Consider the following 20,991-nt stretch of genomic DNA (forward strand, 5'->3'; position numbering starts at 1 on the left):
GCGGAGTGGAAGGCTCTAGACGAGAGTAGCCGTGGCAACCGAATCCGAGTCATTTCCCCGCCCGATCGGGACGCGCCGGCGCTTTTCAGGACTGCTCGCAGCGACCGCGCTCGGCGTCTACCTCCTGTTGATCGTCGGCGCGACGACCTCGCTGACGGACGCTGCCGCGGCCTGTTCGACCTGGCCGACCTGTCACGCGCCGGCCGATCCGCTGAACCAGACCCAGCTCGTTGTCGCCTGGGGTCACCGGCTGGCGGCCGTGCTCGTCGGCCTGCTCGTCGCCGTGACGGCCCTTGCGGCCCTGTTCGGCGACGTTTCCCGCCGCGTGCAGGCGGCCATCCTCGTCGGAACGGTGCTGTACGCCGTCCAGATCGGCGTCGGTGCTGCAACGGCAGTGCTCGGCCCCGCTGCGGTCGTCCCGGGACTGCACCTCGGACTCGGTCTCGTGATCTTTACGGCAATCGTCCTCGCACTCGCCTGGGATCTCGAACTCGCAACTGGCTCCGCAGACGACGATGGACTCGAGTTCGGAACGCCAGCGGACGGGCCATCGGTTTCGGCTTCGGCTTCGGCTTCGACTGCGAGTTCGGAGCCGGAGCCAGCACCGGCCGCTGATGACGCGACGGCTGGACTGTCCCTGCCCGAGAGCCGCCTCGCTCGCGCTCGACTCACCGCCTTTGCGTACTTCAAAATGATGAAGCCACGGCTGATGTGGCTGCTGTGTCTCGTCGCAGCGGCGGGGATGGCGCTCGCGGCTGGCCCTGCGCTGACGCCCGACGTCATCCTCGCCACGCTCGGCGGCGGGGTGCTCGCAATCGGCGCATCGGGGACGTTCAACCACGTCCTCGAGCGTGACGTGGACAAGCGTATGTCCCGGACCGCGGACCGGCCGCTCGCGACCGAACTGATTCCGGTTCGCAACGCAATGCTGTTCGGCCTGTTCCTGACGGCAGCGTCGCTGTCGGTTTTCCTGACGATCAATATGCTCGCGGCCGCGCTCGGACTCGCCGCGATCCTGTTCTACAGCGTCGTCTACACGCTGTTGCTCAAGCCGAACACGGTCCAGAACACGGTCATCGGCGGCGCGGCGGGCGCACTGCCGGCGCTGATCGGCTGGGCCGCCGTGACGAACGAGATTGGACTTCCAGGGCTCGCGCTCGCTGGTGTGATCTTCCTCTGGACGCCGGCGCACTTCTACAACCTCGCGCTCGCGTACAAGGACGACTACGCCCGCGGCGGCTTCCCGATGATGCCCGTTGTCCGCGGCGAGACGGAGACGCGAAAGCACATCATCTACTACCTCGCGGCGACGCTCGTTAGCACAGTCGCACTCGCCTGGATCACCGACCTCGGCGCGCTCTACGCCGGGACGGTCGTCCTCTTCGGCGGCATCTTCCTCTGGGCCGCCATCGTCCTCCACTTCGAGCAGACCGAGGCTGCGGCCTTTCGCGCGTTCCACGCTTCGAACGCCTTCCTCGGCGCTGTGCTCGTCGCGATTCTCGTCGACGCGCTCGTGGTGACGACGCCGCTGTTCTAGGTTTCCGTTTCAGCCCTCGAGCCGGCTACTGCACCCCACCACGAGCCTCGTCGATCCGCTCGAACTGCTCGTCCGTGAGATCTATCTCGACCGCGCCGGCGTTCTCCTCGAGTTGGTCGGGCGAGCGCGCGCCGACGATTGGGACGCACGTGAACCGATCCTGTTCGATGAGCCAGCGCAGCGAGACCTGTGCTGGCGTGGCGTCGACCTCGCTTGCGACGGATTCGACGGCATCGAGCACGTCCCACGCGCGGTCGGTCGCGTAGCGGTCTTCGAACAGGTCGTCGAGACTGCCTCTGGAGCCGTCGGGAGCCTCGACGCTGCCGTCCGCGGTCCGTTCGTACTTGCCGGTGAGGAAGCCGCCGGCGAGCGGCGAGTACGGACAGACCGCCAGCTCCTGGTCGGCACAGACGTCGAGGTAGTCGCCGACGGCGTCGTAGTGTGCGGCGTTGACCATCGGCTGGGTAACGTCGAAGCGTTCGAGCCCCTCCACGTCGCTGGTCCAGAGCGCCTTGGTCAGTTGCCAGGCGGCCATCGTCGAGGCACCGAGGTAGTGAACCTTCCCCTCGCGGACGAGTTCGGTGAGGACGGACATGGTCTCTCGAATCGGGGTGTTCTCGTCCCAGCGGTGGATGTAGTAGAGGTCGAGATAGTCGGTGCCGAGTCGGTCGAGGGTGCCCTCGATCTGGGCGCGGATGTGCTTTCGCCCGAGTCCGGAGTCGTTGGGGCCGGGTTCGCCCCAGCCGTCGAATGAGAAGTAGACCTTGGAAGCGATGACGAAGTCCTCGCGGTCGTGGTCTGTGAGCCACTCGCCGATCCACTCCTCGCTGGTACCGTCGGGGTCGCCGTAGACGTTCGCCGTGTCGATGAAGTTGATGCCGTTCTCCCAGGCCGCATCGAGTAGCTCGTGGGCCTCCTCGCGGTCAGTTTCGACGGTGTCTCCGTGCTTCTTGCCGAAGCGCCAGGTGCCATAACAGAGCTTCGAGACGGTCGTGCCGGTGTTGCCGAGTGTCGTGTACTCCATACTCGTCTGCACGTATTTTCCCGGGTGCCAAAACAGATGGGGCGACGTGAGCCGGTTGCCGGCTCCGCGTACTTGTGTCTGTACCGGGGCTCCCGACGCAGTTGTATCACACGAACTTGCATATATTGGATCGGAACAGGTGCCATATTGGGCACAAACCCGAGCATTAATGAGCATCCCAGCCGGCAACTCGAGTAATGACCGAGATCATCGACGGCAACGCCGTCGCGAGCGAGATTCGCGAGGACTTGACCGACGCCATCGAGACGCTTGCCGACGCGGGCGCGCGTCCCGGGCTGGCGACGGTGTTGATGGGTGACGACCCCGCCAGCGAAACCTACGTGAACATGAAACAGCGCGACTGCGAGGAGGTCGGCATCGAGAGCTACCACGTCGACGTCGACGGCGACGCCTCCCCGGAGACGCTGTACGACGAAATCGCCGCGCTCAACGAGAACGACGACGTTCACGGCTACATCGTCCAGGCTCCCGTCCCCGACCACGTCGACTACCGCGAGGTCATCCGTCGCGTCGACCCCGCCAAGGACGTCGACGGCTTCCACCCCGAGAACGTCGGTCGCCTCGTCGCCGGCGACGCCCGCTTCCGTCCCTGCACACCCCACGGCGTCCAGAAGCTACTCGAGTCCGCTGGCGTCGAGATCGAGGGCACAGACGTGACGATCGTCGGCCGCTCGGATATCGTCGGCAAACCGCTCGCGAATCTGTTGATCCAGAAGGCCGACGACGGCAACGCGACGGTGACGGTCTGTCACTCCCGGACGGATGATCTAGCCGAAAAGACCCGCAGTGCAGACATTGTCGTCGCAGCGGTCGGCGTGCCGGAACTGATCGACGGGTCGATGATCGGCGACGACGCGGTCGTCATCGACGTCGGCGTCAATCGCGTGGATGCCGATACCGAGAAGGGGTACGAACTCGTCGGCGACGTCGAGTTCGAGACCGCGAAGGAACAGGCGAGTGCGATCACGCCGGTGCCGGGCGGCGTCGGTCCGATGACGCGTGCGATGTTGCTGTACAACACCGTCACGGCTGCGAGTCTGCAGGAAGATATCGACGTTTCGCTGCCCTGAGACAGGGTAATCAGTTTCAGATCTCTGTTTCGAGTCGCTCCAACCGATCCTGCGCCCGCCCCAGCGCCACCTCGTCGCCGCGAAGCCCGTCCCCCAGGTCGCGGGTCGCTTCGACCAGCCGATCCGCGGTTTCCGCGTCGATATCACCATCTAAGAGTCGAATCCGTTTGACGTGCTCACCGAGGGACTCGAGTACCTGCCGGTCCGGTTTCGTCAGTTCCGCCTGTGTTCGTCCCGTTTTTCCCTCCTCGAGCCACGTGCGAACGTCGCGGCGATACTCTCGAATGGCGTTCGCGACGGCGAGTCCCCGCGCTGCCTGTAGTCCGGGTGGGACCTCGTCGGCCGGTGGACGCTCGCCACCGTCTGCATCGCGGAGCAAGGAGAGGAAGTACAGTTCATCGCGGTCGTCGAGCGAGGCGTTATACTCGAGTTCCCGAGCGACGACGTCGGCGACGTGTCTGAGTTCGATGGCGGCGAGGTAGGTGTCGTCGAGGTCACGAAGATCGCCGGCGTTGATGAAGCCGCGCTGGCGGACGTATTCGCGACAACGGTCGCGGGCGCGGTCGGCGAGGTCGCCGGTCGACGTGTCGTCGATGTCGGAGCGGATGGGCGTGAGGTCGAACGGGACCTGCAGGTCGGTGTGTTCGGTTCGGTCGTCGGTGCCGACGCTGCGGAGGCTGCCACAGCCGGGACAGTCGATGCTGCCGGTTTCGTAGTACGACCACCGGGTGCCACACTCCGTACACTCGCGCTCGCCCCGAATCTTCATGCAGGCGTCTACGATGGGGGCACAAAAAGTCCTCACGGAGTCGGGGGCAGAACCGAAGTTGCGGAGCGTGTTGCCGTCCCGGCTGTGGGACGACCTACGAATCGGGGTTCGCTTCCGGCTGTGGGCCGCGGAGGAACATTGCGGCAGCAGAGAGTCCACCGATGCCGACGGTGAGCCAGTAGGTGCTGAGCCGGTAGATGAGTGCGACTGTGAGTGCGGTAGCGAGTTCGAGGCCGCCGAGCGTCGCGAGGACGCCGGTTACCATCGTTTCGACGCCGCCGGTCCCGCCGGGGGCGGGGACGACCGCGCCGAGTTTTCCGAACGCGACGGCGAGTGCGACGATGGGGAGTGCGAGCCGGTAGCCGAGTGCGAGCGCGCCGAGGTAAACCGGTAGCATGAGAAAGAGCATGCCGAGGTGGGCGAAGACGATGGCGGCGACGAGTGCCATTCGGTCCGCCGAAATCGTGTCGATAGTCCCGTAGAACCCGTCGAGTCGCGATCGGACGGTCTGTTTCGCAAATCGATCTTCAAACCGGGTCGAGAACCGACAGAGGACGCACCGGAGTCCCGCGGTTACCCATAGAACCAGCCCGTAGACGACGGATGGACGCCGAATCGTGACGAAGACGACGCCAACGACGACGGAGAACAGGCCGGTAAATGCGAGCAACTGCAGGGAGAGGTCCGTTCCGAGCGCGCCGGTAACGACGATCACGCCGAGCGCGACGAACCCGTAGGTGTAGTAGGGCACGTAGTTCAGCAGATCCGCGGAGAGCACGCCAGCGAGTCCGTCTTCGAAGGCCATCTCGCCGTGCTGTGAGACCAGATAGGCCACGAACGGCTCGGTCGCGAGCTGGCCGTAGGGTGTGATGTACTTGAGGAACATCGCACTCAGAAAGAGCGCGACGATCCGTATACGGGGCAGTGTGTCGTCGACAAGCGAGAGGAACTGCTCCCAGACGAGTGCTCGAAAGGTCAATGCGAGGAGTCCCGATCCGACGGCGAGTCCAAGAAACCGATAGTCGGCACTCGAGAACTCCCCGGCGACGGCCTGGCCGCCGACGACGCGAATCAGGACGCCCAGGAGGAGGAGGGCGAGGACGAAACCAAGGGCGATCCGGCGGTTCACAGACGAACATTGCATTGAAACTACAATTAAGTTGCGAATAGTCTCACCACATCGATAGCTCCCCGCACTGATCAGCAAACAGCCGTCCTGTGCCGACCCCCGTCGAGTCATCCATCACCGTTTCTGACTGTTGTGGAACCAAACGGACGACTACTGCGTGAAACGACAGCGACGCCCGAGCGGAATGTGCTACGGCGATGCCAACAACGTGTTACCGGGTACCCGTCGTGGACACCGAGAACGAGACCAGGGTATTTCTCTCTCAGCCGCTGTGTCCGATCGAGTCACTGACGGAGCACGCACTCGCTCACTGGCCAGTTGCTATCCCGGCGACCTTTTTTGTCTGTCGGTGGTACACCTTCATATGCGTGATGAAGATGAGATCCGAGAGCAGTACGAGTTTCTGACGGAGCACCTCGAGAGCGACGAGATGAACCACGACGGCGTCGAACAGATGTTTACCTATTATAAGCGTGCCCTCGGTTGGGTACTCGAGGAAGAGCACATGTGAACCCTCACGGCCCGCTAGGGCCGAGACAAACACATCACAAATCGGGAGTGTGTCGTCACATTTAAGTGGTCCCAGCAGAATCTTTCTGGTGACGCTTCGCTTGGAGGGCCGAAGCGTCAGCGGGGACCAATTCAGGGCGGCAAGCGATCGCGTGACGTTTTTCCCGTCACGCGATCTGCTTTCCTGTTTACTACATTCCTGAGCGACTGTGCCGGCTGTCGCGAGCGATCTATAGACCGTCTTGAGGTCGGCCTGTATTCACCGCTGGGCAGTGTCGAACCACAAGCAAATATTCGCTTCTGGAAACGACGAACTGTAAACATGAATGGCTCATTATGTGTGTTGCCACACCGAATCAGTCATGGGTGTTATCATTCGAAATTCAATGAAACGACTATATTCAGTGGTAATACCCCAGTTTCGTTCGAAACAACCCGACACCCTTATTAAAATTCGACAGTAAGTGCAGGTGGTACTTTCCCAATGTACGACCTGACAGGATTCCAGCGGGATTTGCTGTACGTCATCGCTGGTGAGGAGGAACCCCACGGACTGGCAATCAAGGAGGAACTCGAGCAGTACTACGAGAAAGAGATTCACCACGGCCGTCTCTATCCGAATCTGGACACACTCGTCGACAAGGGCCTCGTCGAGAAGGGACACCGCGACCGGCGGACGAACTTCTACACGCTCACTCGACGTGGCCGGCGGGAACTCGAGGCGCGCCGGGACTGGGAAGGACAGTACGTCGAACTATAGCGTTCGCTGCCACCGTCTGTACTGCCTCCCACTGTCTGTAATTGATCGGATTGCCGGACTGTTCCAAGCACCAGACTGTTACCGTCACTCGACGATTCCTCCTCACACTACTGCTCCGCTGCGTTCTCTGTCTTGTGCAGTCGTCCATCCCAGGCCGACTACGCTCGGCACCGGTCTCCTCTCGCCACAGGCGCCACGGCGCTTATATGCAGTCGTGGAGAACAGCCAGCAGTGAACGAGGCCGTATTGCAGATCGCTGATGCGCCACTCGACGAGACGGTCGTCCGGATCGCACTCGCCGGTGCGCTCGGCATGTTCCTCGGGCTCGAGCGCGAGTGGTCACAGAAGTCCGCGGGCATTCGGACGTTCTCGCTGATTAGCCTGCTCGCTGCGGTATTCACGATTCTCGTCCTTCAGACAGACATTGGGGAGAGTCTGCTCATCCTCGGCGGACTGCTCGTCATCGTTCAGGGTGTCTTGCTCGCGGTGCAGGGACTGCTCGGTGACGAGGACGCCGGCCTCTCGCTGACGACGTCGGTGTCGATGCTCGTCGCTTACGGTGTCGGCTCGCTCGTCGCAGCCGGCTTCATCATCGAGGGCGTCACCGTCGCCGTCCTCTCGTCGCTCCTGCTCGTCCTCAAACGCGAACTCCACGAGTTCGCGTGGGGACTCACCCGCGAGGAGATGCGTTCGACGACCGAGTTCGCCATCCTCGCGTTCGTCATCTACCCGCTCTTGCCCGCCGAAGCCGCCCTCGACCTCGGCGCGGTGACGATTCCACTCGAGCCACAGATAATCTGGCTCATGGTCGTCGCCGTCGCCGGTATCGGCATCGTCAACTACGCGATCGTCTCCACCTACGGCGGACGCGGTATCGCCGTCACGGGCTTTTTTGGCGGTCTCGCGTCCTCGACGGCCGTCGTCGGGACGATGCTCGACCACGTCCGCCAGCGACCCGAAGCCGCCTCGTACGCCGTCGCCGCTATCTTACTCGCGAACGCGGCCATGGCTACCCGCAATCTGGCGATTGCGGTTGGTTTCACGATGGGTGCCGGTGCCGGTACCGGAACCGGCACCGATGCCGATGCAGGCGCAAACACCGGCATCCTCGTCGAGGCCATCCTTCCTCTCGGCGCTGTCATCGTGATCGCGTTCGCAATTGCCGGCCTCACCGCCGACTGGCGCGAGTCCGGCTCGATGGAACTCGAGAGCCCCTTCTCGATGAAGAACGCACTCGCGTTCGGCGCCGTCTTCCTCGTCGTGCTCGTTTTCGGGTCGCTCGCCGAAACCTGGTTCGGCACCCTCGGCTTCTACGCGACCGCCGTCGCGAGCGGCTTCGTCTCGAGTGCGGGCGCGACTACGTCCGCCGTGGTGCTCTATCGGGGCGGCCAGCTCGGCGCCCCGGAGGCGACGATCGCGATCTTGCTCGCGACCGTCTCGAGTATCGTCGTGAAGGCGATGCTGGCGGCGACGTCGACGAACAAGAACTTCCGGAATCAGGTTGCTGCGTACAGCGCGCTGCTGTTGCTTGGTGGTGCGGCGGCGGTGCTCGTCGTCGTTGTGTAAGTGGGTCCGTCACAGCAGCGCGTTGCTGGCGGCCTCCACACGAAGGGCCCAAGCTCTTGCCCGTACTCGTCCTACGACGAGCACTATGATCGGCTTGCTTACCGTCGGGAAGAAGGCGATGACTGTCGGCTACCGGCGCTACGGCGTACGGGGCGCGTTGGCGATGGGCGTTCTCACAGTCGTTGGCTACGTCCTCCTGCGTCGGGCGCTCGACAGAGCCGCAGATTCGGAGCGCGTCGCCACCGCGGTCGATGTCGAGACAATCCAGTCGGCCGTCGACGACCAGGGCGTCGGCGCGGTCGCCGACCCTGGTACGCTCGGCGAGGCGGTCAACCCCGGGAATGTGGGCGACGCGATCCGAGGCGGCGACGCACAGTCGATCGAGTTCGACGATGACGAGTCGGACTCGACGCAGTAACACTGCTACTCATCGCGGTACACCACTGAAAACGCCGCTACCGCCACAGCAGCAGTCGCGACTGCAACTACTCGCCGCGCAGCTCTTCGACGTGATCGATTCGCTGCTGTACCAGTTCCGGCTTCCCGATGTCGTGGCGCATGTGCAGTCCTTCTTCGCCGGCGACTTCGAGTGCGGCCTCGGCAATCTGTTCGGCTTCAGTAATCGAATCTGCACGACCAACCACGGCGAACGAGCGCGAGGTTGTGGTGTAGATACCGTCGTCACGCTCGTCCACGCTCGCGTAGTAGAGGAGTGCATCGCCGGCACTCTCCTCGTCCACCTGCACTTTCGCACCCGCGTCCGGCTCCGTTGGGTACCCCTCCGGAACCGCGTACTTACAGACCGTCGCCTGCGAGGCGAACTCGAGTACCGGCAGCGCGTCGCCGTCCCGTGCAGCCGTCAGGATGTCGAAAAAGTCTGTCTCGAGGACCGGGAGCGTGTTCATCGCTTCGGGGTCGCCAAAGCGGGCGTTGAACTCGATGACCTTCGGCCCCTCGCTCGTGAGCATGAACTGGCCGTACAGAATCCCGCGGTAGTCCTCGAGTGCGTCCACAGTCGCCTCGATGATCGAGACGGCGTCGTCGTAGTCTGCGTCGGTCATGAACGGCAGCGCGGTGGTCGCGTCGGAGTAGCTGCCCATCCCGCCCGTGTTCGGGCCTTCGTCGCCCTCGTAGGCGCGCTTGTGGTCCTGGACGGCGGGTGCCGTGCGCACGTCGCCGTTGGCGACGAACGCCTGGACCGTGAACTCCTCGCCGATCAGGCGCTCCTCGAGGACGATCCGGTCGTAGTCTGAGTCACGGATGTACTCTTTGCCCTCTTCGGCGGTGACCTGGTCGCCGATGACCTTGACGCCCTTGCCGCCGGTGAGTCCCGCGGGCTTGATCGCCAGGTCGCCGTCGTACTCGTCGACGAAGTCACACGCGGCGTCCATGTCGTCGAACGTCTCGAAGTCTGGACAGCCCGGAATGTCGTGTTCGGCCATGAACCGTCGCTGGAAGGCCTTGTCCGTCTCGATGCGGGCTTCGGCCTCCTTCGGTCCGAAGGCGTAGATGCCGGCGGACTCGAGTTCGTCCGCGACGCCGGCCTGGAGGGGTGCTTCGGGGCCGACGACGGCGATCGTCGCGTCGACCTCCTCGGCGAACTCGACGACGGCCTTCGGGTTGGTCGTCTCGAGTGTCTCGAAGCCGTCTGTGATGCGGGCGATGCCGGGGTTTCGGTTGCCGGCGCAGGCGTAGAGGTCGGCCTCACTGGTTTCGAGCGCGCGGGCGATGGCGTGTTCGCGACCGCCGCCGCCGATCAGGAGCACGGTCTCTGACATGGTCGATACCGAAACGCACGAACCTGTAAGTGTTGCTCTTTCCACGAGCAAGAAGTACGCACATCCGTGTATATGGTCCGCTACTCCAGCCAGTGTGCTGATACTGAATGCAGGGCTAGTACCGCTGCCGGACGTGTTCGACGAACCGCGTCACACCCCACCACGAACCGCTGAGTACAGCCGCGAGACAGACGGTCAGTCCAAGCCCGGTAAGCAAGCCGTCCGCCAGTTGCATTGAGGCGTANCCCCACCACGAACCGCTGAGTACAGCCGCGAGACAGACGGTCAGTCCAAGCCCGGTAAGCAAGCCGTCCGCCAGTTGCATTGAGGCGTACACCGCCACGCCAGCCGCAACGACAGCGACAATGCGATCCGTGTCCCACTCGAGAAGTGCGGTTCGGAGGGCGGACATCTAGTCACCGTCACGTGAACTTCGCAGTGGATCTTCGCCGTTTCGCGCAGGGCAGTCGTTTCGGAGCACTACGCCTCACCGACCCACTCGCGTTCGAATCGCTCGCGAAATTCGAGGAGAAACGCGTGGCGCTCGGCGGCCAGCCGGCGGCCGGTGTCGGTGTTCATGTTCTCCTGGAGGTGGACGAGTTTCTCCTCAAGGTGCTCGAGTGTCGAGCCGTCAGTTTCGTCCGCCGACCACGCGACCCAGTCGGGCGACGGATCGGCGGTCCACATCGGGTTGTCGCGTGCACCACCGTAAGCGAACGCACGGGCGATTCCAACGGCACCGATCGCGTCGAGGTTGTCCGCGTCTTGAACGACGGCGGCCTCGATGGTGTCGGCACCTCGTTCGTCGCCGTGGCCGTAGTCAAAGTCGTACTCTTCGTGAACGGCGACGCAGTGGCAGACGGCCTCGATTCGTTCGGTCGGGAAGCCGACACTCTCGAGAATGTCGCGGACCGTCGGCAGTGTGTCTCGCGGATGGACGAACTCGTCGCCACCGACGACGCGATGGAGATCGTGAGTGAGCGCCGCCGCTCCGACGACGAGGCCGTCGGCTCCCTCTTTGTCGGCGAGTCGTCGTCCGAGCGAGAACACGCGCCAGGCGTGGTGAATGTCGTGCCCGCTGGCGTCGAGCGCCAGTTCACTGGCCATCCAATCGGCGATGGCACCGAACAGTTCTGCATCCGTCGAATCGGTCATACTCCTCTGTCACAGGTAGAACCATTGACTCTTTTGGATGCAAATGTGTGGAACTGAGCAACGACAGCACTGTCCCGGACTGTCTGTGGCTGAATTCATGTATTCGAGCATCTAGCGTTTGTACCCCCTCAGCATGGTTGCTGGTCCCCCACACTCAAAGTGCGAGAACACATGACCGCCGCTACAGAGTACCTGATCGGCGAGAACTACACGTCGAGCGAGCGCCTGTCGATTTCGGGCGGCTCGAACGGTGGGTTGACCGTCGGTGCCGTGCTGACACAGCGACCGGACACCTGGTCGCGGCGGTTTGCTGTCACGTTCCGCTGCTCGATATGCTTAGATTCTACACCTTCCTGCTCGGTGTCTCAGTTGCTGCTGCGTCATCTCACCCTCAGACGTAGACCATCAGGCGTAGAACAACGGCGGTCGTCTGTCGTCGCCGTCGCGAGCGTCATGTTTGCCGCCATCTCCACTTCCGTCTCCGTTCCCACCGTTGTTTGCCAGCAGATCGGACTCGAGTACATTCCTTTCATCACCCGAACTCGCCAGAAGGTGATCCAGCACGTCAACGGCCGCATCACGGTGTAGCGGTTGGTTGTCGTTCCCGCACTGGTCGTCCATCACGCACGCGGGACAGCCATCGATGCGGCCGCAGTCACAGTTTTCGATCAGGTCACGCGCCCGCCGGGCGACGGCCTCGAAGTTCTCGTAGATCGCCCGCGAGAAACCGAGGCCGCCGTCGATCCCGTCGTAGATGAACCACCCGCTCGCGGGTTTGCGCTCGAGTCCCATCGCGAGTTCTCTGACGGTCGCCTCGGCGGCGGCGATGTTCTGCGGGGCGGGATCTTTGCCAGTGTTCGTCTCGTCGTCACCGTTCTCGTCTGCTGCGGCGCTGGCCAGATGCGAGTCGATCGACAGCGTCGCCAGCCCACCCAGGTCGCGCTTGTCGACCATCAACTCGAGTGGGGCGACACCGATCGTGGCGTGTTCGGCAGCGTGGAGGCCACCCGCGTAACCAAGGTGAGCGGTGTCTGCGAGGTCGCTGTCCAGTTCCGGCACCGAAAAGTCGCGGTATCGCTCGACCAGCGCGGACTCGACGCGCTCGGGGACCTCGAGCCAGCACAGTTGCGTCTCCATCGAGAGCGGCGGGTTTCCGGTGGGGAGTTGCTGTGCTTGCTTTTTCCCGCCGTGGATCGCGACTTCGTCGTAGGCGTCGTGGTAGACGAGCACTCGCCCGCGGCCGAAGTGGAGCGTAAAGGATCCAATCTCGCGCGACTCCTCCGAGACGGCGTCGAGAACCGTCACGTCCGTGCGCGTCCGCGTGTAGTACGCTACGTCCGTCGGCCGAAGCGTCACCGACGGCCGCGGCGTCGTGTGGTCGACCGCACAGACCTCGTACTGCTGGCCCTCGTGGAGCCTGACCGCGCCCTCGTGAAAGTCCCGCAGCACGCGCTCTTCGGCGAGCGGTTCCATCTCGGGGTCGTGGCGCTCGTCGACGCCATCGGCGAGTTCGACCGTGTACTCCTCGCCGGTCGTGGCGTACAGCGAAATCGATCGCTGCGGTCTGGGTGGGCCGGTGTAGGAGACGCCGGTTTCGAGGTGGCCCGTGAGCTTCCCTGCGCGTCGCCACATCTCGATCGCCCGCTCGAGTCGCTCGCGATCGGCGAGTCCGTCCGCGCCGGCGTCGCTCTCGTCGAGTGCGAGTTCGGCCGCCGCACAGAGCAGGTGCTGTGCGAAGACCGCGTCGTTCTCGGTGTCGACAACGGCGTCCTCGACGTCGTTCTCGAGGAGGTACTCCGAGTTGTTCACGACGTACTGGTCCAGCGTGCGGTGGCCAGCGACGAGCACCGAGAGCGCGCGTTTGGCCCCGCGTCCCGCGCGACCGATCTGCTGCCAGAACGACTGGCGCTGGCCAGGGTAGCCCAGCTGGACGGTGGCGTCCATCTCGCCGACGTTGATCCCCAACTCGAGTGCGTTCGTCGAGGCGACGCCGTCGAGCACACCGGTCTTGAGCTGGTGTTCCGTGCCGTGGCGGTTCCGTCGGGAGTGGCCCGCGTGGTAGGGCTCGATGGCGCTTCCTCGGTCGGGATTCGTGTAGTATTGCGACCGATCGCGGCGGTGTTTCGCCGCGCGCTTGACCGAGAGTTCGGCGAGCTTTCGGGATGGGGTAAACAGCAGCGTCTGGGCGTCGTGGTAGGTCAGATGCGAGAGTAACCGCGGTGCTTCGACGGTGGCAGGGACGCGGTCGGTGACGGCGTCTTTGCCACCGGCCCCGTTACCGTCTTCCTCGCTCGGCAGCGGCGGCGGGTTCCACAGTACCAACTCCCGTGGTCCCGTCGGGGAGCCGTCCTCGTCGATCACCGTTACCTGGTCGTCGATCAGGGTACTCGAGTGCGCGCCCGGATTTCCGATGGTCGCACTGGTGAGGACGAACTGCGGGTCGGCGTCGTAGTACGCGAGCACGCGCTTCAGTCGGCGGATAATCCAGGCGACGTGCATGCCGTGGACGCCGGTGTAGGTGTGGGATTCGTCGATGACCACGAGGTCGCAGGCGGAGAAGAAGCGCGCCCAGCGGTCGTGGTCATGCAGGTACGTGTTCACGCCGGCGAAATTGGTGATGATGACGTCGGCTTCCTCGCGGATCTGGCGGCGCGTCTCCCCGCGTTCGGTGTCGCCGTCGTAGACCCGGACGGTGATGTCGAGACCGAGGTCGTCGTAGAAGTCGTTCAGTTCGCGCTCCTGGTCGCGCGAGAGGGCTTTCGTGGGGTAGCAGACGTAGGCGGTCGGTGTTGGGGCCGCCGCTGCACCTGCACCTGCCCCCGTCTTCTCGCCTCCGTTCGGTTTCCCCTTTTTCCCGCCGGTCTCTGCGGCCCGCCCGCGTGCGTCCAGATAGTGTCTCGCAATCTGGAGCGCATAGATTCGCGTCTTCCCCGAAGCAGTGCTCGTCGCGACGCAGACGTTCTCTCCACACTCGAGTGCCTCGAGCGCTTCGGCCTGGTGTGTGTAGAGGTCGTGTTCCAACTGCTCGGCGAGTTCCGGGCGGAGGACGTCCGAGTTCGGAACCGTCGCTGCGTCCCGCCCGGGCAGTTCGAGGACGGAGATGTCACCAGACTCGCGAGCGCCTGCGCGCGGGAACGTCTCTCGTAACTCCTCGCCAGTGATCGGGATCGCTTGCTGGTCGCCCTGGTCATCCTGATCGCCCTGTTCTCCCTCATCTCCCCCATCTCCGTCCTCGTTCGTTGCCATTCAGAAATCACCAAGTCCGGTCTGCTCGCTGGTCGAACCGCCAGTGCTGTCGGCGTGTGAGCTGCCTTCGTCTGGGGACGACCCCGTCGATCCCGTTGCTCTCGCTGAGCCAACCGACCCCACCACACCCGACGCTCGCGGCGCATCCCGAAGCCGCTCGTACACGTGCCACAGTGCCCGACAGTCGTCCTCGCAGTAGGCCTTGTGACGGTCCCACTCGAGTACACCCGACTCACCCGTTCGCATAAACCGCTGGTACGCTGCCGCCGTTCGCGCGCCGTCGAGTCCAGTTTCCTGACCCCCGTAGCCGAGTTCGGCGGCAACGATGTCGAGCTCGTTCGTCCGACCGGGGAGGAGCGCGTTCCCGGTCTCCTCGCGATCGGTTGCCCAGCGGTAGAGGTCGAACTTCAGGATTGACTCCCAGTCATCAACGTACTCGGGGCAGTGGCGGGCGATAAACGCGCCCAGATGCCGGTAGTCGAACCCCCAGCCGTTCCAGGTGAGCAGCGCCCGATTCGGGTGGACGCCGAGCAACCAGTCGCAGAACTCCCGCAGGACCGATGCCCGGTCGGTCGGGTCGTCGCGCTCGACGAACGCCCGATGGGTGTCCGATTCGGGATCGTAGACCCCGATCTGCCAGATGATCGTCGGCGAGAGCCCATCGGTTTCGATGTCGAGACAGAGCGGCGGCCGTCCCCACGCTTCGCCGGGGAGTGGCTCGTCCGTGAGTCGCCGCGGCTCGCCCGACTCGAGTACCCGCGCGTGCTCGTGCATTCGGCGCGCGCTCTTCGGCCCGATGCCCTCGATATCCGAGAGCGCGGCGACGGACAACTCGAGTAGCTCTGACCGAGTCGTTACTCCCTGCGATTCGAGGCGGTTCGCTGTCTTCTGGCCGACTCCGGTAACCGATTCGAGTCCGAAATCACCCGGTGCGTAGGCTGTACTCGAGAGTGTTCCGTCGGCGCTGTACTCGAGTGCCACCACTGATTTCGCGCCGCCGTAGCCGTCGATGGGGCCGGCTCCCCGGACGCGGACCGCAACGGCGTCGTCGGCGACTGGCTCGGCGGAACGCAGCGGGTTGTGCTCGACGGTTCGGGCGGCTCCCGTCTCGGCATCGAGGTGCCACCGTTCGTCGTAGCCCGCGGGCAGCCCGCCGGTCAGCACGGTCGTCTCCTGGCCGGTCGGGAGCGCGGCCGCGAGTTCGGCCGCGTGATCGAGGGTCGTCTCGAGTGCGGTGGGTCGCGTCGTGGTCGTGATCTGGTCGCAGATGAGGACGTCGGCACTCGTGGGTCCAGTTTCGCTTCCGTTATCATTACCGTCACCGCCACTGTTACCGTCGCTGTCGCCGTCATCAGCACTGGTTCCAGTATCAGCACTAGCACTAGCACCAGCATCAGCATCAGCACCAACACCGAGCGCCCGCGGATGCTGCGCCACGGCGAACTCGAGTTCGTCACCAATCCTGTGCCGAGGGAGCGCCCCACCGCCGCCCGTCTCGAGCGGCGGGTGAATCACCGGCGCGTCCAATGACGTGGCGCGCGCGGGCCGCCGCCGTCGGCTCGCGCGCATAGCCGAACAGCCAGACCGCATCCGGCTCGACCGTCGCCGCGATATCTTCGAGCGTCGCAACCGATCGCTCGAGTACCGTGGTCGGCGGGAGGGCGAGTACTCGAGTACCGGTGGGACCTGCCATGGTGTCGTCGTAGTCGGTGGCAAGGACGCGGGGCTAAAGACGGTTTGGACAGCGGAGTGAAAGTGGACCGCCGGCAGAAACGCAAACCCATTTTACGCTACCGCTACGAATACCGCGACAATGCAACAGTATCAGGACCTCGTCGACGCGGCACTCAGCGAGGGGGCGTACAAGCCCAACCGCACCGGCGTCGACACGATTTCCTCGTTCAGCGAGCACTACGAGGTCGACCTGCAGGAGGGCTACCCCCTGCTGACGACCAAGCAAATGGACGGCTACCGCTGGAGTTCGATGCTCCACGAGGTCTGCTGGTATCTCTCGGGTGAGGAGCACATCCGCGACCTCCGCGAGGAGACCAAGATCTGGGACGCCTGGGCCGACGAGGAGGGCCACCTCGACACCGCCTACGGCCGCTTCTGGCGGCGGTTTCCGGTTCCCGAGGAGTCCGCACAGCTGCCGGGCGAGTCCTGGCCCGACGAGAGCCACCAGTGGGTCACCGTAGAGGAGAGCGCCGACGGCGAGACGCGACGGACGTTCGACCAACTGCAGTACGTCGTCGACACGCTCTCGGACTCGCCGAACTCCCGTCGACTCGTCGTCAACGCCTGGCATCCCGCGAACGCGGCCGTCTCGACGCTGCCGCCGTGTCACTACTCGTTCGTCTTCAACGTCCAGGGCGACCGGCTGAACTGCCACCTTACCCAGCGCTCGGGTGACATCGCGCTCGGCATTCCGTTCAATATCGCGGCCTACGCGCTCCTGACGAAAATCGTCGCTCAGCAGACCGGCTTCGAACCCGGCACGTTCGCCCACACCGTCGTCGATGCCCACGTCTACTGCGGCCGCGGCGATCGCGGGGAGTGGTACGCGGACAACCTCGAAGAGCTGCAGACTCGACTCGCCGATGTCGAGGCACGCGATGAGTACCGCGAGATCCGCGAATGGCTCGAGTCCGAAGCACCCGCCGAGGCCGAGGGTGACGAGCGCCTCGACCACGTGCCGGGACTGCTCGAACAGCTCTCGCGCGAGCCGCTCGACCGACCGACGCTCGAGGTGGACGCGGCCACGATCGACGACCTGTCCTACGAGGACGTCACGCTGCGAGAGTACGAGTCCCACGACGGGCTCACGTTCGGAGTCGCCGAATGACCGACGGCGAATCCCCCACTCCAACCCCAACCCCAACTCCAACCAGCGCTCGGGAACTCGTCGGTATCGTCGCCGTCGCCGACAACGGCGTCATCGGCAAGGACGGCGACATGCCCTGGCACATCCCCGCGGACCTGCAACATTTCAAAGAGACCACAATGGGCCATCCGGTCATTATGGGCCGGATCACCTACGAGAGCATCGTCGACGCGCTCGGGGAACCGCTCCCCGGGCGAACCACGGTCGTGTTGACGAGCCGGGACCTCGAGACGCCCGAGAACGCAGTCGTCGCCCACGACCTGCAGTCGGCTGTCGAGAAGGCAGAAACTGCGGCCGACGAGCGCCACGACGGGGCCGATCGGGTGTTCGTTGCGGGTGGCGCAACCGTCTACGAGCAGTTCCTGCCCGCGCTCGACCGACTGATCGTGACCGAAGTGCACGAGGAGCCGGACGGTGACACGCGGTTCCCCGACTGGGATCGAGCCGACTTCGACGAACTCGAGTGCGACGAGCGCGACGGCTTCGCGTTCGTCGAGTACGCTCGATCGTCGTAGCCGATCCAGACGCGAGCGAGTATATAAATCAGCCGAACATAGGAGCTGACTTGCTCTCTGGACGATTCTCGAGGGATTCAAAACACCCCGGTCCGAAGTCTAGCTATGGCAACCGATACGTTCTCGGACGCGATCCGGGAATTCGAACACGACGGCGAGACGTACAAGATGGCCGACCTCACGGTTCTCGAGGAGCAGGGCCTTTGTGACCTCGACAAACTGCCGGTGAGCATTCGCATTCTACTCGAGTCCGTCCTCCGAAACGCTGACGGCGATCAGATCGACGCGGACTCGGTTCGCGCCGCGGCCTCGTGGGAGCCCGACGTGCCGGACGCCGAGGTCCCCTTCACGGTTTCGCGGGTCGTGCTACAGGACCTGACCGGCGTTCCCGCGGTCGTTGACCTCGCGGCGCTTCGCTCGGCCGCAGACCGCAAGGGCGTCGATCCGACGGTCGTCGAGCCCGAAGTCCCGTGTGACCTCGTGATCGACCACAGTGTGCAGGTCGACCACTTTGGCACCGACGACGCCTACGAGAAGAACGTCGAAATCGAGTACGAGCGCAATGAGGAACGATATCGTGCGATCAAGTGGGCCCAGCAGGCCTTCGACGAGTTCAACGTCGTGCCGCCGGGAACCGGGATCGTCCACCAGGTCAACTTAGAGCACCTCGGCCGTGTCGTCCACGAGCGCGAAGTGGATGGTGAACAGTGGCTCGTCCCCGACACGCTCGTCGGCACCGACAGCCACACCCCGATGATCGGCGGTATCGGCGTCGTCGGCTGGGGTGTCGGCGGGATCGAAGCAGAAGCCGCACTGCTCGGCCAGCCGATCAACATGTCCCTGCCGGAAGTCGTCGGCGTTCGCCTCTCTGGTGACCTTCCCGAAGGCGCGACGGCGACCGACCTCGTGCTCCATATCACCGAAAAGCTCCGCCAGGTCGGCGTCGTCGACAAATTCGTCGAGTTCTACGGTCCCGGCGTCTCCCAGCTTTCGGTCGCGGACCGCGCGACCATCTCGAACATGGCCCCAGAACAGGGCTCGACCATCAGCATGTTCCCCGTCGACGAGAAGACGCTGGAATATCTCGAACTCACGGGTCGCGACGAGGACCACATCGAACTCGTCCGCGAGTACCTCGAAGCCCAGGGTCTCTTCGGCGAGCAGGAGCCCGAGTACACGGAAACCGTCGATTTCGACCTCAACGAGGTCGAACCGAGCCTCGCGGGCCACAAGAAGCCCCACCAGCGCATCCCGATGGGCGACTTGGACGAGCACTTCCCGGCCCTCCTCGAGGAGCAGGGCGTCATCGGCGCGGGCGGCGAGCCCGCAATCGGTGATGGCAGTGGCGCGGCCGCTGCTGACTCGACCGGCTCCGGGCCGGGTCTCCCGCTCGACGAGAAGGTTCCCGTCGAACTCGAGGACGGCACCGAGGTCGAGATCGGCCACGGCGACGTCCTCGTCAGCGCGATCACGTCCTGTACGAACACCTCGAACCCGTCCGTGATGGTCGGTGCCGGGCTGCTGGCCCGCAACGCGGCCGAACAGGGACTCGAGGTACCCGAGTACGTCAAGACCAGCCTCGCGCCGGGTAGCCGCGTCGTCACCGAGTACCTCGAACGCGCGGAGCTGCTCGACGATCTCGAGGAACTGGGCTACCACGTCGTCGGCTACGGCTGTACGACCTGTATCGGCAACTCCGGGCCGCTCCCAGAGCCGATCGAGAACGCCATCGACGAGCACGACCTCTGGACGACGAGCGTCCTCTCGGGCAACCGCAACTTCGAGGCCCGGATCCACCCGAAGATCCAGGCCAACTACCTTGCCAGTCCGCCACTGGTCGTCGCCTACGGTCTCGCCGGCAAGATGGACATCGACCTCGAGAACGAGCCGATCGGGACGAACAACGAGGGCGAGGAGGTCTACCTCGAGGACATCTGGCCGGACACTGAGGAAATCCGCCAGACGATCCACGACAGCGTCTCCCCCGAGATGTTCGCAGAGAAGTACGCGAGCGTCTACGAGGGCGACGAGCGCTGGGAGGCCCTCGACGCACCGACGGGAGAGGTCTACGACTGGGACGACGAGTCCACCTACATCCGCGAGCCGCCGTTCTTCCAGGACTTCCCACTCGAGAAGCCCGGCGTGGACAACGTCGAGGACGCCCGCGCACTGTTGACGCTCGGTGACACGGTCACGACCGATCACATCAGCCCCGCCGGTCTGTTCGGCGAGGACCTGCCGGCCGGTCAGTGGCTCACCGAGCGCGACGTGCCGGTCCACGAGTTCAACACCTACGGCTCCCGCCGCGGGAACCACGAGGTCATGATGCGCGGCACGTTCGCGAACGTCCGCATCAAAAACGAACTGCTCGACGGCAAGGAAGGCGGCTACACCGTCCACCACCCAACCGACGAGGAGACCTCAGTGTTCGAAGCCAGCGAACGCTACCGCGAGGACGACACCCCGCTCATCGTCATGGCTGGCGACGAACTCGGCACCGGCTCGAGCCGCGACTGGGCCGCGAAGGGGACCGACCTGCTCGGTATCCGCGCGACGATCGGCAAGAGCTACGAGCGGATCTACCGCGACAACCTCATCGGTATGGGCGTCCTGCCCCTGCAGTTCGAAGACGGCGAGGGCTGGGAAGAACTCGGCCTCGACGGCGACGAGTACTTCGAGATCGACGGTCTGGAGGATGGCCTCGAACCGAACGCCGAACTGGACGTCACCGCCGAGACTGACGACGGTGAGACCGCTGAGTTCTCGGTGACCGCACAGGTCGACACGCCGATGGCCGTCGAGTACGTCGAGAACGGCGGCGTGCTCCACCTCGTGCTGCGACGGCTGCTCACCGAGGAACTGAACTGATCGACCGCGCTCTTCGAGGGGTTTGAGCCCAAGCGGGCGACCTTCGAGCGCACACCTTCTGGCGGTCTCGTAGCCGCTAACGTCACGTATTTGACGCCGACGCGCCGTACGTGTAACTGACGCCAGCCGTTGCAGTCGGCAACGCTCTACTGGCTCCGACCT

At 64.4% G+C, this 20,991-nt stretch carries 15 protein-coding genes and 2 pseudogenes; 10 read left to right on the forward strand and 7 right to left on the reverse strand.

Features of this window, described 5'->3' with window-relative positions:
• Window positions 1–31: 31 nt before the first annotated feature.
• The gene (locus tag C483_RS15800) at window positions 32–1,537 is read left to right on the forward strand and encodes a heme o synthase (protein ID WP_006654366.1); all 1,506 of its coding nucleotides are present in this window, start codon (window positions 32–34) and stop codon (window positions 1,535–1,537) included.
• A gap of 25 nt (window positions 1,538–1,562) precedes the next feature.
• Here C483_RS15800 and C483_RS15805 read toward each other — a convergent pair whose 3' ends face one another.
• Window positions 1,563–2,561 (reverse strand): aldo/keto reductase, encoded by a 999-nt coding sequence (locus tag C483_RS15805; protein ID WP_006654367.1) that lies wholly within the window; start codon window positions 2,559–2,561, stop codon window positions 1,563–1,565.
• A 197-nt stretch (window positions 2,562–2,758) separates the two neighbouring features.
• Between C483_RS15805 and C483_RS15810 the strand changes: the two genes are divergently transcribed.
• Window positions 2,759–3,652 (forward strand): bifunctional methylenetetrahydrofolate dehydrogenase/methenyltetrahydrofolate cyclohydrolase, encoded by an 894-nt coding sequence (locus C483_RS15810; protein WP_006654368.1) that lies wholly within the window; start codon window positions 2,759–2,761, stop codon window positions 3,650–3,652.
• Window positions 3,653–3,668: 16 nt separating this feature from the next.
• Here C483_RS15810 and C483_RS15815 read toward each other — a convergent pair whose 3' ends face one another.
• Together C483_RS15815 and C483_RS15820 are read right to left on the reverse strand one after the other, a co-directional pair.
• Window positions 3,669–4,421, reverse strand: a complete 753-nt coding sequence (locus C483_RS15815) for a DUF7117 family protein (RefSeq protein ID WP_006654369.1) — start codon at window positions 4,419–4,421, stop codon at window positions 3,669–3,671.
• Between the two features lie 94 nt (window positions 4,422–4,515).
• Entirely contained in the window at window positions 4,516–5,550 is a 1,035-nt protein-coding gene (locus C483_RS15820) for a lysylphosphatidylglycerol synthase transmembrane domain-containing protein (protein WP_006654370.1), read from the reverse strand.
• 364 nt (window positions 5,551–5,914) lie between these two features.
• On the opposite strand from C483_RS15820, the gene C483_RS20540 reads away from it, so the two are divergent.
• From C483_RS20540 to C483_RS15835, 4 genes are all read left to right on the forward strand, one after another.
• Window positions 5,915–6,061: a hypothetical protein gene (locus tag C483_RS20540; RefSeq protein WP_006654371.1), complete on the forward strand. Its 147-nt coding sequence runs from the start codon at window positions 5,915–5,917 to the stop codon at window positions 6,059–6,061.
• Between the two features lie 483 nt (window positions 6,062–6,544).
• Window positions 6,545–6,820: a PadR family transcriptional regulator gene (locus C483_RS15825; RefSeq protein ID WP_006168874.1), complete on the forward strand. Its 276-nt coding sequence runs from the start codon at window positions 6,545–6,547 to the stop codon at window positions 6,818–6,820.
• A 231-nt stretch (window positions 6,821–7,051) separates the two neighbouring features.
• Window positions 7,052–8,386: an MgtC/SapB family protein gene (locus tag C483_RS15830; RefSeq protein ID WP_006654372.1), complete on the forward strand. Its 1,335-nt coding sequence runs from the start codon at window positions 7,052–7,054 to the stop codon at window positions 8,384–8,386.
• A gap of 85 nt (window positions 8,387–8,471) precedes the next feature.
• Complete coding sequence (locus tag C483_RS15835) at window positions 8,472–8,804, forward strand: hypothetical protein (RefSeq protein ID WP_006654373.1); 333 nt, start codon at window positions 8,472–8,474, stop codon at window positions 8,802–8,804.
• A 67-nt stretch (window positions 8,805–8,871) separates the two neighbouring features.
• Here C483_RS15835 and purD read toward each other — a convergent pair whose 3' ends face one another.
• Both purD and C483_RS15850 read right to left on the reverse strand, forming a co-directional pair.
• On the reverse strand, window positions 8,872–10,164 hold the full coding sequence (gene purD / locus C483_RS15840; RefSeq protein ID WP_006654374.1) for a phosphoribosylamine--glycine ligase: 1,293 nt from the start codon (window positions 10,162–10,164) through the stop codon (window positions 8,872–8,874).
• A 480-nt stretch (window positions 10,165–10,644) separates the two neighbouring features.
• On the reverse strand, window positions 10,645–11,319 hold the full coding sequence (locus C483_RS15850; RefSeq protein ID WP_006654376.1) for an HD domain-containing protein: 675 nt from the start codon (window positions 11,317–11,319) through the stop codon (window positions 10,645–10,647).
• A gap of 171 nt (window positions 11,320–11,490) precedes the next feature.
• On the opposite strand from C483_RS15850, the pseudogene C483_RS21285 reads away from it, so the two are divergent.
• A pseudogene (locus C483_RS21285) lies at window positions 11,491–11,559 on the forward strand (hypothetical protein); the annotation flags it as partial.
• A gap of 165 nt (window positions 11,560–11,724) precedes the next feature.
• On the opposite strand, the gene C483_RS15855 reads toward C483_RS21285, so the two are convergent.
• Together C483_RS15855 and C483_RS15860 are read right to left on the reverse strand one after the other, a co-directional pair.
• Window positions 11,725–14,565, reverse strand: a complete 2,841-nt coding sequence (locus C483_RS15855; RefSeq protein WP_006654377.1) for a DEAD/DEAH box helicase — start codon at window positions 14,563–14,565, stop codon at window positions 11,725–11,727.
• Window positions 14,566–16,258: pseudogene (locus C483_RS15860) on the reverse strand (ribonuclease H-like domain-containing protein).
• A 120-nt stretch (window positions 16,259–16,378) separates the two neighbouring features.
• On the opposite strand from C483_RS15860, the gene thyA reads away from it, so the two are divergent.
• From thyA to acnA, 3 genes are all read left to right on the forward strand, one after another.
• Window positions 16,379–17,407, forward strand: coding sequence for a thymidylate synthase (thyA, locus tag C483_RS15865; protein WP_006654378.1), 1,029 nt, complete (start codon window positions 16,379–16,381; stop codon window positions 17,405–17,407).
• Window positions 17,404–17,961, forward strand: coding sequence for a dihydrofolate reductase (locus C483_RS15870; protein ID WP_006654379.1), 558 nt, complete (start codon window positions 17,404–17,406; stop codon window positions 17,959–17,961). Before thyA ends, C483_RS15870 begins: the two co-directional genes overlap by 4 nt.
• Window positions 17,962–18,066: 105 nt before the next feature.
• Window positions 18,067–20,829, forward strand: a complete 2,763-nt coding sequence (gene acnA / locus C483_RS15875; protein WP_006654380.1) for an aconitate hydratase AcnA — start codon at window positions 18,067–18,069, stop codon at window positions 20,827–20,829.
• Window positions 20,830–20,991 lie beyond the last annotated feature (162 nt).

This window comes from Natrialba hulunbeirensis JCM 10989 (genome assembly GCF_000337575.1).
GTDB classification, from domain to species: domain Archaea; phylum Halobacteriota; class Halobacteria; order Halobacteriales; family Natrialbaceae; genus Natrialba; species Natrialba hulunbeirensis.

Excerpts from the sequence above, each read along its gene's own strand:
- C483_RS15815 (WP_006654369.1), bottom strand. The coding sequence starts at position 4,421 with ATGAAGATTCGGGGCGAGCGCGAGTGTACGGAGTGTGGCACCCGGTGG.
- C483_RS15810 (WP_006654368.1), top strand. The coding sequence starts at position 2,759 with ATGACCGAGATCATCGACGGCAACGCCGTCGCGAGCGAGATTCGCGAG.
- C483_RS15850 (WP_006654376.1), bottom strand. The coding sequence starts at position 11,319 with ATGACCGATTCGACGGATGCAGAACTGTTCGGTGCCATCGCCGATTGG.
- C483_RS15870 (WP_006654379.1), top strand. The coding sequence starts at position 17,404 with ATGACCGACGGCGAATCCCCCACTCCAACCCCAACCCCAACTCCAACC.
- C483_RS15855 (WP_006654377.1), bottom strand. The coding sequence starts at position 14,565 with ATGGCAACGAACGAGGACGGAGATGGGGGAGATGAGGGAGAACAGGGC.
- C483_RS15835 (WP_006654373.1), top strand. The coding sequence starts at position 8,472 with ATGATCGGCTTGCTTACCGTCGGGAAGAAGGCGATGACTGTCGGCTAC.
- thyA (WP_006654378.1), top strand. The coding sequence starts at position 16,379 with ATGCAACAGTATCAGGACCTCGTCGACGCGGCACTCAGCGAGGGGGCG.
- C483_RS15825 (WP_006168874.1), top strand. The coding sequence starts at position 6,545 with ATGTACGACCTGACAGGATTCCAGCGGGATTTGCTGTACGTCATCGCT.
- C483_RS15805 (WP_006654367.1), bottom strand. The coding sequence starts at position 2,561 with ATGGAGTACACGACACTCGGCAACACCGGCACGACCGTCTCGAAGCTC.
- purD (WP_006654374.1), bottom strand. The coding sequence starts at position 10,164 with ATGTCAGAGACCGTGCTCCTGATCGGCGGCGGCGGTCGCGAACACGCC.
- acnA (WP_006654380.1), top strand. The coding sequence starts at position 18,067 with ATGGCAACCGATACGTTCTCGGACGCGATCCGGGAATTCGAACACGAC.
- C483_RS20540 (WP_006654371.1), top strand. The coding sequence starts at position 5,915 with ATGCGTGATGAAGATGAGATCCGAGAGCAGTACGAGTTTCTGACGGAG.